Here is a 13,770-nt window from a genome sequence, read left to right as displayed (position 1 = left end):
GTGATCAACGGCCGGAATCCGGACGGTGACGGGCAGGTGGATGTGCGTGTTTCGTGCCGCGGCGAAACCGCGAAGAATCACGGAGGGTGCAGGTGTGGGAGGTCCGCCCGGCGGACCGCCGGACGCCGGGCGGACGCCCGGGCGCGCCGGCGGGCCTGCGCGAGCGAGGCGGCGCGCTGGCCCGGCGCTCGCACCTCCGCGCCGCACCTCCGGAGGAGCCGGACCATGCGCTTGCTGTTCACCTCCCTCGTCGCGATCGGCCTCGCCTGCGGCGGGGGGTCGGCGCCGGGCGGCTGCCGCGCCAACGCCGAGTGCGGGGCGGGCCTCGTCTGCGTCGTCCCGGCGAGCGGCCAGCCCGGCACGTGCCAGAAGCCCCCCATCGCCATCGCGCTCACGGCGCCGCCGGCGGGGGCGCGGGCCGGGGCGGCCGGCCTGGCGGTCACCGCGCGGGTGACGCTGGCGGCGGCCGACGGCGTCCCGCCACCGGTGGCGCTGGTGGTGGACGGCGCCGAGGTGGGGCCGCTCGCCCAGAGCGCCCGCGACGGCGCGGTGGTGAGCTACGCCGGCACCTACCTGCCGCCGGCGGGCCTGGTCGCCACGCCCACCCTGTTCGTGGTGGCGCGGACCAGCGCGGGCGTCATCCCGAGCGACGGCGTGTTCGTGGACGTGGACACGAAGCCGCCCGTCCTGAAGCGGACCGTCGGCCCCGCCTGCGGCACGCGCGCCGCCTGCCCCCGCGACGGGGCGATCGACCTCTTCGTGGCGGTGGCGGAGGACCACCCCGGGGTGGTGGAGGCGACGGTGGACCTCGACGGACACCAGCTCGCGATCCCCTTCCAGCCGGCGGCGGTGGGGACCGACCTGACGGTGGCCGTGCCGCTCGCGAAGTACCCGTTCCCGCGCTTCTCCGGGACCGTGAAGGTGCGCGTCCACGCCCGCGACGCGTTCGGGAACGAGGCGGTGCTGGACGACCTGCCGGCGTTCCCGGTGACGAGGTTGAGGTGGACGAAGGACCTGCGGGACGCCTCGCAGTCGGCGCTCAAGGTGACTGGGGCTGCGGTGCGCTCGAGCGGTGAGGTTGTGGTTGGAGCTTCCGATGGAAAGCTGCGCGTCGTGAGCGCGGATGGGGCGGGGCTACTCCCGACGACCGTGTCCTCGTTCGCCATCTCCAGCGCCCCCAGCCTCGGCGCGAGCACGATCTGGGTCGGCAGCGACGATGGGAAGCTCTACGGGTACTCGGAGAGCGACGGCGTCGCCTTCGGCTGCCCCTCCACCGCGGCGGTGGGGGCGATGTTCACGCCGGCGGTGGTCTCCGGCACACCCGAGCTCGTGTTCTCCGCCGGCGGCGCTTCCGCGATCTACGGCATGAGCGCAGACAAGAAGTGTCTCGGCGGCACGGGAGTCAGCACGACAGACCCCGTCACGACCGCTTCCATCTCGAAGGGCGGCAAGCTGTTCCTCCTGACTTCACGGGCCGCGCGGTCCACGCTGCGCCGGTACTCGACGGGCCTCGCGGAAGAGGCGAGCGGAGCGACGAGCTGCGGGACGGTCGCCACACCGCCGGCCATCGATCAAGACGGCCACATCCTGCTGGCTTGCGCGGGCGGCGAGATCGTGAAGTGCGACGCGACCACACTGGCCCCGACCCTGCTGGCGACGTTGTCGGATTACGCGCCCGAGTCCATCGTCTTGTTCCCCGGCGGCGACCTGCTCGTAGGGACCAACGACCACAAGCTCCACCGCCTCACCCCTCCCGCCACGGGCACCGGCGCCTGGACCGACGCCTGGTCCGCGCTGCCCGCGCTCACCTCGTCGGTGCGCGGCGTGCTCGTCGCGGAGCAGGACCGCGACGGGGTGGTGGCCTACGCGGTCACCGCGGACGGCCAGCTCTACGCGCTCGCGGCCGACGGCCAGGCGCGGTGGTCCACGGTCGGCGAGGTCTCCGCGCCGCTCGGCATCTCGCCCCTCACCTTTCCCACCATCGCCCCCGCCGCCTCGGCCAGCCAGCTCCCGACGCTCTACGCAGGCTCGGACGACGGACACCTGTACGCGGTGGTGGTGGACTCCGCCCTCGATCCCCGCTCGCCGTGGCCCAAGTCGCACCACGACGCGCGCAACTCCGGCGACGCCGGCGCCCCGGTCTACCCGTGAAGGCCACTGCGCTCACCCTCCTGCTCTCGGCCGCCCCGGCGCTCGGCGCGGAGCGGCTCGCCGTGGTCGCCGTCGCCGACCCTCCGGCCGGCCCGGCCGGCGAGCTGGCCGAGCTGACGCACCAGCTGCGCGCCGCCTGCCGCGATCGCACCAGCGGCGTGCTGGAGGTCTCCGAGATGCGGGCGCGCCTGCTCGGTCAGGGCGCCCCCGCCACGCTCTCCGAGCTGGAGCGCGCCCACGCCGGCGCGCTGGCCGCCTTCGACGGCGAGGACTTCCAGGGCGCGGAGCGCACGCTGCGCGCGGTGGTCGAGGGGCTGGAGCAGCTGCCGGAGTCGCCGGCGGTGCACGAAGCCTGGTCGCGGGCGCTCGTCCGGCTCGCCTTCGTCGAGCGGCACCTGGGCCGGGCGGCCGCGGCCACCGCGGCGCTGGAGCGGCTGGCGTCGCTCGAGCCGGGGTTCCAGGTGGACGAGCGCGAGTACCCGCCCTCCTTCCGCAAGGAGGCGGCCGACGCGCGGCGCCGGGTGGCGGCGCGGGCGCGGGCGCGCCTCACCGTCACCGCGTCCCGCGCCGTCGCGGTCTACGTGGACGGGCGGCCCATCGGCGCCACCCCGGCGACCGTGGCGCTGCCGCCGGGGCGCTACCGCCTGAGCGCCGTGGCGGGCGAGGTGCGCGTGCCGGAGCTCTTCGTGCAGCTCGAGGAGGGTGAGCGGGCGGTGGAGCTCGACCTGGCGCTGGCCGACGCGCTCCGGCTCGACGCCGGGCCCGGCCTGGCGCTGGCCGCACCGCAGCGCGCGAGCGCCCTGGTGCGCGCGGGCGCGGGGCTCGGGGCGACGCGGCTGGTGGCGGTGAGCGAGGTCGCCGACGGGGAGGCGCGCTTCCTCGACGGCGCCCTCTACGACCTCACCCGCGGCGCGCTGCTGCGCGAGGGTCGCGTCCGGATGGCGGCGGGCGCGGTGCCGGCGCCGCAGCTCGGCGCGCTGGCGGCCTTCCTCCTCACCGGCCAGCCGGCGCGCGGCGTGGCCGCGGTCGATCCCGCCGCCGCGGCGACGGCCGCCGCGGAGCTCCGGGTCGGCGCCGCCGCCGCCCAGCCGGGCGCGGCGCTGGCGGCCTCCCCCGCGGCGCCGGCCGCGCCGCCGCGCGGCCGCTGGCTCAGGCCGGCCGCCTACGCCGCCGGGGTGGTCGCGGTGGGCCTCGCCGGGGTCGCCACCTGGCAGGGCGTCGCCGCGCACGCGCAGTACCAGGACGCCGACGCCATGCTGCGCTCGGACGGCGTCCTCGCGCCCGGCGCCAGCCAGCAGGCCTACGACGCGAAGCGCGCCTCGGCCGACGCCGCCAAGCGCGGCGCCTACCTGGCCGCGGGCGGCTCGCTGGTCTTCGCGGCGACGGCGGGCGTCCTCGGCTTCCTGTCCTGGGACGACGCCGGTGCGCCGGTGGTCCGCTTCTGAGCGGCCGCCTTCGCCGCGGAGGCGGGCGCCGCGGCCGGCGGGTTCGGGGCCGGCGAGGCGGGCGGCTTCGCTGCGGGGACCGGCACCAGCGCCGGCGCCTCGGGCGGCGGCGGCTTGGGGTCGCGCACCGCCTCGGCCGCGAGCTTCACCGCGCCGGTGAGCCGATCCGCCAGCTCCGGCCCGTAGTAGGTGCGCACCGTCTCGCCCGACGCCTCGGCCATCCGCTCGCTCGTCTCGACGTAGCCGAGGTAGTCGCCGGCGAGCGCCAGCACCTCGGCCCCCTCGCCCGCCGCCTCGCGCCAGCGGCGCCCCACCTCGGCCACCGGCTCGCCGGGGACGGCCACCAGCGTGAGGGGCCCGAGCCGCACCGCGGTGAGGCTCGCCCGGTCCGGGAGCCAGTCGTAGAACAGGTTCTGCAGGATGCGCCGCAGCGCCGGGGGTGAGGCGCCGAGATCCGCGGGCGGGAGCACCGCGGTCGCGGTCGCGACGGCGAGCGCGGGCCAGGGGTCGGCGAGCGAGGGGTCGAGGTCGTCCACGTGCGCGCGGAGCGCCTCGGCGTACGCCTCGGGCCGGCCGGGCGTGCGCGGCGGGAGCCGGGTGGTCTGATCGCCGAGCGCCCCCTGGAAGAAGAGCAGCGGCGCCGCGTCGGCGCGCATGAGCGCCCCCGGCCAGTCGCCCGAGACGAGGCGGTTGTCGAGGCCGAGCAGGGTGGCGTGGGCGGGGTAGAGCACCACCTGCGCCACCTCGTGGCCGGCGAGCGCGGTCAGGCGGACGGACACCAGGTGCCCGTCCACCTCGCTCCCGCCGGCGCGGTTGCGCGCCAGCTCCGGGAGCTGGGCGCGCGCCACCGAGAAGTAGGCGGGCTCGAGCGCCTTCACCGCGCCGCGGATGGCCGCCTCGGTCCGCTCCACCAGGTGGTCGAAGACGGCCGCGTCGTACGGGCCGGTGGCGAGCCGCTCGCCCAGGGGGTCCTTCCAGAAGCCGCCCGGGCCGGCGTGGGTGTGCGTCGCGGCCACCACGAGGTGGTCGAGCTTGAGGTCGCGGACGCGCCGCTCGACCGCGCGCTCGAGCTGCCCGGGGACGAGCAGGATCTCCGCCGAGACGAGCACCACCGTGCAGCCGGGCTCGCGCAGGGCGAGCGCCCGCACGGCCACCGGGTCCCGCTGCCCCTCCTGCATCCACTTGAGGCGCGCGAACCCCGCCACCGGAACCGGGTGCGGCGGCGTGAGCGGGGCCACCGCCGCGCCGGCCAAGAGCGGCCCCGCGCCGCGCGCCACGGTCTCGAGACGCAGCGGCCCCGCCCGGAAGGTGGGGCGCCAGCGCAGCGAGCCCAGGCCGTACGCGGCGCCGAGCAGCGCGACCAGGACGGCGAGGGCGGTGAGAAGCTTTTTCAAGACCCGATCGTTATACTGCGCGCCCGCCATGGGATACGACGCCGTGTACGACAAGATGAAGGACGAGTGCGGCGTCTTCGGCGTCTGGGCGCTCGGGCAGAGCACCGAGGCGGCGAACTTCACCTACCTGGGGCTGCACGCGCTCCAGCACCGGGGGCAGGAGTCGGCCGGCATCGTCTCCACGGACGGCAGCGCCCTCCACGTCCATCGCGGCATGGGCCTGGTCGCCGACATCTTCAACGCCGGCGAGCTCGCGAAGCTGCCCGGCGGCGCCGCCATCGGGCACGTGCGCTACTCCACCGCCGGCGCGAGCCACCTCAAGAACGCGCAGCCCATCGCCATCCAGTACGCCGGCGGCGCGGTGGCGGTCGCCCACAACGGCAACCTCGTCAACGCCGAGACGCTGCGGACCGAGCTCGAGGCGGCCGGCTCCATCTTCCAGACCACCAGCGACACCGAGGTGATCCTGCACCTCATGGCGCGGGTGCGGCCCGGCCCCGCCGTGCCGGGCTCGACCGAGCACCACCTGGCGGCCATCCGCGCCGCCCTGGCCCGGGTGTCGGGCGCCTACTCGCTGCTCTTCCTCACCGAGCGCTCGATGATCGGCGCCCGCGATCCGCAGGGCTTCCGGCCGCTCGTGCTGGGCAAGCTCAAGGGCAACTGGGTGCTCGCCAGCGAGACCACCGCGCTCGACCTCATCGAGGCCGAGTACGTGCGGGAGATCGCGCCCGGCGAGATCGTGGTCATCGACGAGAAGGGCCTCCGCTCGGAGAAGCTCGAGCCCACCGCCGGCCCGCGCCGCCTCGCCCGCTGCGTCTTCGAGCACATCTACTTCGCGCGCCCCGACTCCATCCTCTTCGGCCGCTCGGTGCACGAGGTGCGCTCGAGCTTCGGCGCCCAGCTCGCCAAGGATCACCCGGTGGAGGCGGACGTCGTCATCGCGGTCCCCGACTCGGGGGTGCCGGCGGCGGTCGGCTACGCCCGCCAGAGCGGCATCCCCTACGACGTGGGGCTCGTCCGCTCGCACTACATCGGCCGCACCTTCATCGAGCCGCAGCAGTCGATCCGCCACTTCGGGGTCAAGCTGAAGCTCAACGCGGTCCGGGGCGTGCTCCGGGACAAGCGGGTGGTGGTGGTGGACGACTCGATCGTGCGCGGCACCACCAGCCGCAAGATCGTGAAGATGATCCGCGACGCCGGGGCGAAGGAGGTCCACCTCCGCATCAGCTCCCCGCCCACCGCCTGGCCCTGCTACTACGGCATCGACACCCCCACCCGCCAGGAGCTCATCGCGGCCACGCACTCCGAGCCCGAGATCCGGGACTACGTGACGGCCGACTCCCTCGGCTACCTCTCCATCGACGGGCTGTACGCGGCGCTGGGCGAGGCGCGCCAGGGCTTCTGCGACGCCTGCTTCACTGGCGAGTACGTGCTCGAGTTCCCGCACAGCCGCCCCGCCGCGCCGCTCCGCCTGGTCGGCGCCTGATGCAGTAAGCTCCGGGGCGTGCAGGAGCCCGCCCGCAGGTCCTGGCGCGTCGCCGACGGGACCCTCCTCGTCTACCGGCTGTTCGACGTCGCCGACGCGCTCGACCTCACCCGCGCCGAGGCGCTGGTCGGGGCGCCGCGCTCGCGCCTCAAGCTCGAGGGCGCGCAGACCACCACCGCCCTCGACATCCCGCGCCCGCCGCTGCACGTCGCGCTCGGGCCGCGCCAGGTGCCGCTCGCCGGCGGCCTGCGCCCGGCCGAGGCGAGCGCCCGCCTCTTCGACTACGGGGTGGTGAGCGTCGTCTACCGCCTCCCGATCGCCCCCGGCACCGAGCTCTCCGAGCTCATCCCGCTCTCGGAGGAGCTCTCCGCCCAGGCCACGCCCGCCCTCGATCAGGCGGCGCGTGCGGAGGCCGAGGAGCTGGCGCGGGCGCTCGCGCCGGCGCTGGAGCGGCCGCACCGGTGGGAGGGGCTCGAGACCTACCAGGTCTTCTACGTGCGCCGGCTGGAGCAGCCGGCGAGCGCGCCCGAGGTGCTGGCGGGCGCGCCCATCGCCGAGCTCCTCCTCGGCGAGACCAGCGAGGTGCCGCTCTCGCGCGACGAGCGGAGCGACGTCCTCGGGCACGCCTACAGCTACCTGGCCGAGGACCTGGCGGTGGTGGACTGGAACAGCGCCTTCCTGCTCGAGCCCTCCGGGGTGGGCGACATCCCCGACCTGCTCGAGTTCGCCACCGCCCACCTGCTCGAGCTCCGCTACTACGACGCGCTGCTCGATCGGGAGCTGCACGCCATCTACGACGCGCTGGACGCGGCCCGCGGCCTCTCGGACGTCTTCACGCGTCGTCACGTGAGCCTGCAGCGCCGCACCGCCGCGCTCCTGCTCGAGATCTCGGAGATGAACGAGCGGCTCGAGAACGCCATCAAGATCGTGGGCGACTTCTACCTGGCGCGCCTCTACCAGAGCAGCGTCCGGCGCTTCCGGCTCCCGGCCTGGCAGGAGTCGGTGCTGCGCAAGGAGCGGCTCCTCTCCGGCGTGAACGAGCTCATGAAGGGCACCGCCGACCGGCGCCGGGGCGAGCTGCTCGAGCTCACCGTCATCCTGCTCATCACCTGGGAGATCCTTTACGCGCTCTTCCGCCATGGGTGAGGGCGCGCCCGGAGCGCGCGCCGGGCGACCCCTCGGATCCCGAGGAAAACGCGCGATCCGGGGGCGCGGGCGGGGCGGGCGGCGGATCGTGAGAGCCCGTAGTTCCAGGGCTTTCAAGGGTACCGATCGCGCGGAAGGCCCATTTTTCAGGCGGATCGCGCGTCAGCGATGTTGACGGGGCGATCCCGTCGCGATATCACGGCAGGAATTTCACGGCCGGAGGGTCCGGTCGCGAGCTCCGGAGGTTCCAAAGAATGACGCAGGCCCAGTTCTTCCAGGCGGTGGCCGAGACCTCGCAGGTCAACAAGGTGCAGGTCCGGGCCGTGTTCCAGGCGGTGGAGGAGATCGTCTCGAAGCGCCTCAAGGCCGAGGGGAAGATCCCGCTCGGCGGCCTCGGCGCCGTGAAGCTCGTCGACCGCAAGGCCCGCATCGGCCGCAACCCGGCCACCGGCGAGCAGATCAAGATCCCGGCCCGCACCGCGATCAAGATCACGCCCGCCAAGGCGCTCAAGGACACGTTCAACAAGAAGGGCAAGAAGTAGCTCTCCGCCCGAACTCCGAAGCACCGCGAGCCCACCGCGCCGCCCGGCGCCGGTGGGCTCCGTCGTTTCGGGGGCGCGAGCCGCCCGCGCCGCCGCGCTATCATCCCGCCATGGCCGACCTCCGCGTGAAGCTCGCCACCGCCCCCGCCGAGCTCGACGGGGCCTACGCGCTCCGGCACCGCGTCTTCGTGGTCGAGCAGGGCGTGCCGGTCGAGCTGGAGCGGGACGAGCACGACGCCGCCGCCGACCACGCGGTGGCCCTCGACGGCGGGCGCGTGGTCGCGACCGGGCGCCTCGTCGCGCTCGACGCGCGCGCCGGCAAGGTGGGCCGCATGGCGGTCGACGCCGGGCGCCGCGGCGAGGGGCTCGGCGCGGCGGTGCTGGCGGAGCTGGAGGGCGCCGCGCGCCGGCGCGGACTGGCGGAGGTGGTGCTCCACGCCCAGCTCTCGGCCAGGGGCTTCTACGACCGGCTCGGGTACCGGGCGGAGGGGCCAGTCTTCGAGGAGGCCGGCATCGCCCATGTCGAGATGCGCAAGCGGCTCGGGTGAGCCCGGTCGCACGCTGAGCGCTGCGGCCCGTCGCCGCGTTGACATCGCCCTACGTCGGCGACTTCTGCTTGACATCCGGGGAGGCGACTTCTAGCCTGCAACACCGTTTCTCGCGGCATCTCGGACACTTATGCCCAATTCCGACCTCCGCTCCCCGGGCGCGTGGCGCGACCTCCCCGCCGAGCGCGTCCAGCGCTTCGACGCCGAGCTCGCCCCGCTGCTGAAGCGGTATCCGGCCGACCGCAAGGCCTCGGCCATGATCCCGGCGCTCCGCATCGGCGAGCACCTCTTCGGGCACCTCTCGCCCGAGGTGATGGCGCTCGCCGCCGACCGGCTGGGCACCACGCCCGGCCGGGCCGAGGAGGTCGCCACCTTCTACGTGATGTTCTTCACGAAGCCGAAGGGGCGGCACGTCGTCGAGCTGTGCACCAACATCGGGTGCTCGCTCTCCGGCGCCGACCGCATCTTCGAGGCGCTCAAGCGCAAGCTCGGGGTCGAGAACGGCGGGACCACCGCCGACGACCGCATCACCTTCCGCGAGGTGGAGTGCCTCGGCGCGTGCGGCACCGCGCCGGCGATGCTCGTCGACGAGGAGATGGTCGAGCGGATCACGCTCGAGAAGGCGGAGCGCATCGTGGAGGAGCTCAAGTGAGCGAGACCCTCATCCTGACCCGGCGCTGGGGCACGAAGGACAGCGCCACGCTCGCCTCCTACAAGAGCGCGGGCGGCTACGGGGCGCTGGAGAAGGGCCTCGCCCTGCCGCCCTCCGCCATCGTCGACGAGGTGAAGGCGTCGAACCTGCGCGGCCGCGGCGGCGCCGGCTTCGCCACCGGCCTCAAGTGGACCTTCCTCCCCAAGGACGTGCGGCCCCGTTACCTGACGGTGAACGCCGACGAGTCCGAGCCGGGGACGTTCAAGGACCGCTACATCATCGAGCACGAGCCGCACATGCTCATCGAGGGCATCGCCCTCACCTGCTGGGCCAACGACATCCACACGGCGTACGTGTACATCCGCGGCGAGTTCGCGCGGCAGGCGCGCATCCTCGAGGCGGCGCTGGCCGAGGCCTACCAGGCCGGCATCCTCGGGCCGAAGGTGCTCGGCAAGGACTTCGCGCTCGACATCCACGTGCACCGCGGCGCCGGCGCCTACATCTGCGGCGAGGAGAGCGCGCTGCTCGAGTCGCTCGAGGGGAAGAAGGGCTACCCCCGCCTCAAGCCGCCCTTCCCGGCGGTGGTGGGGCTCTACGGCAAGCCGACCATCATCAACAACGTCGAGACCATCGCCAACATCCCCTGGATCGTGGAGCACGGCGGCGCGGCGTTCGCGGCGCTCGGGGTGGGCAAGTCGGGCGGCACGCGCCTCTTCTGCGTCTCGGGCCACGTGAACCAGCCGGGCGTCTACGAGAAGCCGGTCCACTACAACCTGAAGAAGCTCATCATGGAGGACTGCGGCGGGATCGTGGGCGGCCGGAAGGTGAAGGCCGTCATCCCGGGCGGCAGCTCCTCGCCGGTGCTGACGGCCGACGAGATCGACGTCTCCTGCGAGTTCGACGCGCTCAAGGCGGCCGGCACCATGGCCGGCTCGGGCGGCGTCATCGTGATGGACGACTCGACCTGCATGGTCCGCGCGCTCTCCCGCATCTCCAAGTTCTACGCCGAGGAGAGCTGCGGCCAGTGCACGCCCTGCCGCGAGGGCACGCCGTGGATGGAGGCGCTCGTCCACAAGATCGAGCACGGCCACGGCCAGCCGGGCGACGTGGACAAGCTGGCCCAGATGGCGAACAACATCGGCGGCCAGACCATCTGCGCGCTGGGCGACGCCGCCGCCATGCCGGTGCAGAGCTTCGTGAAGAAGTTCCGCGCCGAGTTCGAGCGGCACATCACCGAGCGGCGCTGTCCGTTCGGCGATCACGCCTGGGGCAAGACGCAGGAGAGCCGCGACGCCGTCGTCGGCGGCATGAGGGCCTGACATGTCCGACACCGCCGAGATGGTGGTCTTCTGGATCTTCGCCGTGCCGCTCATCGCCGGCGCCGCCGGCGTGATCGTGGCGCGCAACCCGGTCAACGCCGCCATCAGCCTGGTGGTCTCGTTCTTCTTCCTGGCCGGCATCTACATCCTGCTCACCGCGCACCTGCTCGCCTTCCTGCAGGTGCTGGTCTACGCCGGCGCCATCATGGTGCTCTTCCTCTTCGTCATCATGCTGCTCACCACCAAGGACGAGGAGTACGCCCGCGGCCGGGTGAAGCTGATGCAGGTGGGGGGCGCCTTCGGCGCGCTGGGGGTGCTGGCGGTGGTGGTGAAGGCGGTGAGCGACCTCGGCCCGATGCCCATGCGGCTCGTCGGCCCCGAGTTCGGCACCGTCAAGGCGGTGGGGCGGCTGCTCTACACCCAGTACCTCCTGCCCTTCGAGGCGACCTCGCTGCTGCTCCTGGTCGCCATCGTGGGGGCGGTGGTGGTCGCGAAGCAGAGGATCTGACCATGGTCCCGGCCAACTACTACCTCGCCCTGGCGGCGGTCCTCTTCTCCATCGGCCTCGCCGGCGTGGTGGTGAAGCGCAACATGCTCGTCGTGTTCATGTGCATCGAGCTCATGCTCAACGCGGCGAACCTCACCTTCCTCGCCTTCTCGCGGCAGAGCGGGAACCTGAACGGCCACGCCATCGCCTTCTTCGTGATGGCGGTCGCCGCCGCCGAGGCGGCGGTCGGCCTCGCCATCGTCATCGCGGTGTTCCGCACCCGCGGCACGCTCAACGTGGACGAGGTCACGGCGCTCAAGAACTGAGGCCGCCGAGGCGGCGCTCGATCGCGACGCTCCGCCCCCTCCCGGGTCTCGAGCGGCGCGGCGATCCGACGCGGTCGCCGTTTCGCGTTGACGGACCGTGCGGTTCTTGCGACGCTCCGTTCCCTCACGCTGAGTCACGTGAGGGGGGGGGAGCCATGAAGCGCGTCCTGTTCGCGGTTGCCGCAGCCGCGGTCGTCGCCGTGTCGGGCCGGGCCTCCACGGCCAGCGCACAGGCCACGCCGCCCCCGCCCGTCGTCTTCACGGCCGTGGACGCGTTCTCCTACGACCCGTACGCGTGCAGGTTCACGGTCAGGGGCGTCGTGGACGGGGACCCCGCCGCCTCCGACAGGACCTTCGCCTACACCTGCGAGAGCACCACCAACCCCAACTACGAGCTGCGCCGGCGGCTCGAGTCCTGCGAGCGCCTCGCGCTCCTCGCCATGGCGAAGCCCGGCCAGCACGTGTTCCAGGTCACCCCGTACGTCAACTACTACTTCCCCGCCTGCAAGCTCACCCGCGTGAACCCGTAACCCGGCGCGCCGGATGCCGTCCGCCCGCCCGTCGCTCCTGGGCCTCCTCCTCCTCGTCGCGCTGGCCTGCGCCGCCGAGCCGCCGTCGCCCGCGACGGGGTCCGACGCGGGGGTCCCCGTCGGCGCCGGCGATCTCGACGGCGACCTCGTCGGCTCGGCCGACGACTGCGACGATCGCGATCCGAGCGTGTGGCAGGTCCGGATGCTCTACCGCGACCTCGACGGCGACGGACACGGGGCGGGCACGTCGGTCCCGGTGTGCACCGGCTATTACCTCCCCGCCGGCTACTCGCTCCTCGGCGACGACTGCGACGACGCCAATCCCGCCGCTTACAAGACGCGGCCGCTCTTCGCCGATCTCGACGGGGACGGCTTCGGGGCGGGTGATCCGGTCGAGGTGTGCGCCAGCGAAATGGCGACCCCGCCCGGCTACGCCGCGGTCGGCGGCGACTGCGCGCCGCGGGACCGGCTGCGCTGGCGCCTCCTGCCCTACGCTTTCCGCGACGCGGATGGCGACGGCCTCCCGGTGCCGGAGGCGGGGACGGTCTGCGCGGGCCTCGACCTGCCGCAGGGCTACGCGACCTTCCAGGGCCCGGCTGGCGTGGATTGCGACGACGCCAACCCGCTCGTGTTCTGGAGTCAGACCGGCTACCTCGACGCCGACCACGACGGGGTAGGGTCCGGTCCGCCGCTCGCGCTCTGCACCGACGGCACCCTCCCCGCCGGCTATGCCGCGACCGGGAGCGACTGCGCGCCGGACGATCCTACCCGCTGGCAAGAGCTGCCCTATCTCCACGTGGACCGCGACGGCGACGGCTTCACCGTCCCCTCGGCTGGTGTCGTCTGCGCGGGCCCGTGGCTGCCAGCGGGTTACTCCGTCGTCCCGAACGGCCAGGATTGCGACGACGCCGACTCGCACCTCTGGGCCTGGCGCGCCGGCTACCTCGACGCGGACCACGACGGCGTGGGCGCGGGCCCCGCCGTCCAGGTGTGCTCCGCCGCCGCGCTCCCGGCCGACTACGCCGCGCAAGCGGGCGACTGCGCGCCCGACGACCCCTCACGCTGGCGCTCTTACGCCTTCGCCTTCCGCGACCTGGACGGCGACGGCTACACCGTCCCGGAGAGCGGCACGCTCTGCTTCGGCGACGCGCCGCCCGCGGGCTACCTGACCTCGGCCGGGCGAGGGCCCGACTGCGACGACGGGGATCCGGCGATCCACGCGACCGTCGTGGCCTACCTCGACGCCGATGGCGACGAGGTGGGCGCCGGCCCGGCGGAGAGCTTCTGCACGGACGGGAGCGTCCCGGCCGGCTACGCGCTCCGCGGGGGCGACTGCGCGCCCGACGACAAGCAGCGCTGGCAGCTCCTCTCTTACGCCTACGTCGACCGCGACGCCGACGGGTTCACGGCCGCCGAGAGCGGGCAGGTCTGCGCCGGAGGCACTCTGCCCGATCCCTATCGCGCCGTCGCGAACGGGAAGGACTGCGACGACGCCGACCCGCGGCTCCACCGCTGGGTCGTGCTCTACCGCGATCTCGACGGCGACGGGGTGGGCGCGGGCCCGCGCGAGGTGCAGTGCCTGGCGGACGAGATCCCCGCCGGCTGGTCGATCCGGGGCTACGACGTCGACGACGCCGACCCGGTGGTCCAGGACGGGCCGGGCGGCCTGATGGTCGGCCTGTTCTAGCCTGTTCTAGCGGCTCCAGCCGAGCGTTCCGGCAACACCTCGGGGAGGCCGGCCCCG

At 73.9% G+C, this 13,770-nt stretch carries 13 protein-coding genes; 12 read left to right on the top strand and 1 reads right to left on the bottom strand.

The window, feature by feature from the left end:
• Window positions 1-225: 225 nt before the first annotated feature.
• Window positions 226-2,151: an outer membrane protein assembly factor BamB family protein gene (locus HWY08_RS11545; RefSeq protein ID WP_176065244.1), complete on the top strand. Its 1,926-nt coding sequence runs from the start codon at window positions 226-228 to the stop codon at window positions 2,149-2,151.
• Complete coding sequence (locus HWY08_RS11540; RefSeq protein WP_176065242.1) at window positions 2,148-3,596, top strand: PEGA domain-containing protein; 1,449 nt, start codon at window positions 2,148-2,150, stop codon at window positions 3,594-3,596. Before HWY08_RS11545 ends, HWY08_RS11540 begins: the two co-directional genes overlap by 4 nt.
• Here HWY08_RS11540 and HWY08_RS11535 read toward each other — a convergent pair.
• Window positions 3,497-4,990, bottom strand: a complete 1,494-nt coding sequence (locus tag HWY08_RS11535; protein ID WP_176065240.1) for a neutral/alkaline non-lysosomal ceramidase N-terminal domain-containing protein — start codon at window positions 4,988-4,990, stop codon at window positions 3,497-3,499. The genes HWY08_RS11540 and HWY08_RS11535 overlap by 100 nt on opposite strands.
• 28 nt (window positions 4,991-5,018) lie before the next feature.
• Here HWY08_RS11535 and purF point away from each other — a divergent pair, with 28 nt between their 5' ends.
• The 10 genes from purF to HWY08_RS11485 all read left to right on the top strand — a co-directional run bounded on the left by purF (window position 5,019) and on the right by HWY08_RS11485 (window position 13,713).
• Window positions 5,019-6,476, top strand: coding sequence for an amidophosphoribosyltransferase (gene purF / locus HWY08_RS11530; RefSeq protein ID WP_176065237.1), 1,458 nt, complete (start codon window positions 5,019-5,021; stop codon window positions 6,474-6,476).
• Window positions 6,477-6,494: 18 nt separating this feature from the next.
• Window positions 6,495-7,622 carry a hypothetical protein gene (locus HWY08_RS11525; RefSeq protein ID WP_176065235.1) on the top strand — a complete coding sequence of 376 codons (1,128 nt, stop codon included), beginning with the start codon at window positions 6,495-6,497 and terminating at the stop codon, window positions 7,620-7,622.
• 254 nt (window positions 7,623-7,876) lie between these two features.
• Complete coding sequence (locus HWY08_RS11520) at window positions 7,877-8,164, top strand: HU family DNA-binding protein (protein WP_176065234.1); 288 nt, start codon at window positions 7,877-7,879, stop codon at window positions 8,162-8,164.
• 110 nt (window positions 8,165-8,274) lie between these two features.
• Entirely contained in the window at window positions 8,275-8,712 is a 438-nt protein-coding gene (locus HWY08_RS11515; protein ID WP_176065232.1) for a GNAT family N-acetyltransferase, read from the top strand.
• Between the two features lie 130 nt (window positions 8,713-8,842).
• Window positions 8,843-9,364 (top strand): complex I 24 kDa subunit family protein, encoded by a 522-nt coding sequence (locus HWY08_RS11510; RefSeq protein WP_176065230.1) that lies wholly within the window; start codon window positions 8,843-8,845, stop codon window positions 9,362-9,364.
• Complete coding sequence (gene nuoF, locus HWY08_RS11505; RefSeq protein WP_176065228.1) at window positions 9,361-10,683, top strand: NADH-quinone oxidoreductase subunit NuoF; 1,323 nt, start codon at window positions 9,361-9,363, stop codon at window positions 10,681-10,683. Before HWY08_RS11510 ends, nuoF begins: the two co-directional genes overlap by 4 nt.
• A gap of 1 nt (window position 10,684) precedes the next feature.
• Window positions 10,685-11,191 (top strand): NADH-quinone oxidoreductase subunit J family protein, encoded by a 507-nt coding sequence (locus HWY08_RS11500; RefSeq protein ID WP_176065226.1) that lies wholly within the window; start codon window positions 10,685-10,687, stop codon window positions 11,189-11,191.
• Window positions 11,192-11,193: 2 nt separating this feature from the next.
• On the top strand, window positions 11,194-11,496 hold the full coding sequence (gene nuoK / locus HWY08_RS11495) for an NADH-quinone oxidoreductase subunit NuoK (protein ID WP_176065224.1): 303 nt from the start codon (window positions 11,194-11,196) through the stop codon (window positions 11,494-11,496).
• 155 nt (window positions 11,497-11,651) lie between these two features.
• Window positions 11,652-12,026, top strand: a complete 375-nt coding sequence (locus HWY08_RS11490) for a hypothetical protein (protein ID WP_176065222.1) — start codon at window positions 11,652-11,654, stop codon at window positions 12,024-12,026.
• Between the two features lie 13 nt (window positions 12,027-12,039).
• Window positions 12,040-13,713 carry a hypothetical protein gene (locus HWY08_RS11485; protein ID WP_176065220.1) on the top strand — a complete coding sequence of 558 codons (1,674 nt, stop codon included), beginning with the start codon at window positions 12,040-12,042 and terminating at the stop codon, window positions 13,711-13,713.
• The last annotated feature ends 57 nt before the right edge of the window (window positions 13,714-13,770 follow it).

The organism is Anaeromyxobacter diazotrophicus (assembly GCF_013340205.1).
GTDB classification, from domain to species: domain Bacteria; phylum Myxococcota; class Myxococcia; order Myxococcales; family Anaeromyxobacteraceae; genus Anaeromyxobacter_A; species Anaeromyxobacter_A diazotrophicus.
The sequence above is the reverse complement of the archived record's forward strand: the minus strand, read 5'-3'. Positions and strand labels throughout refer to the sequence as shown.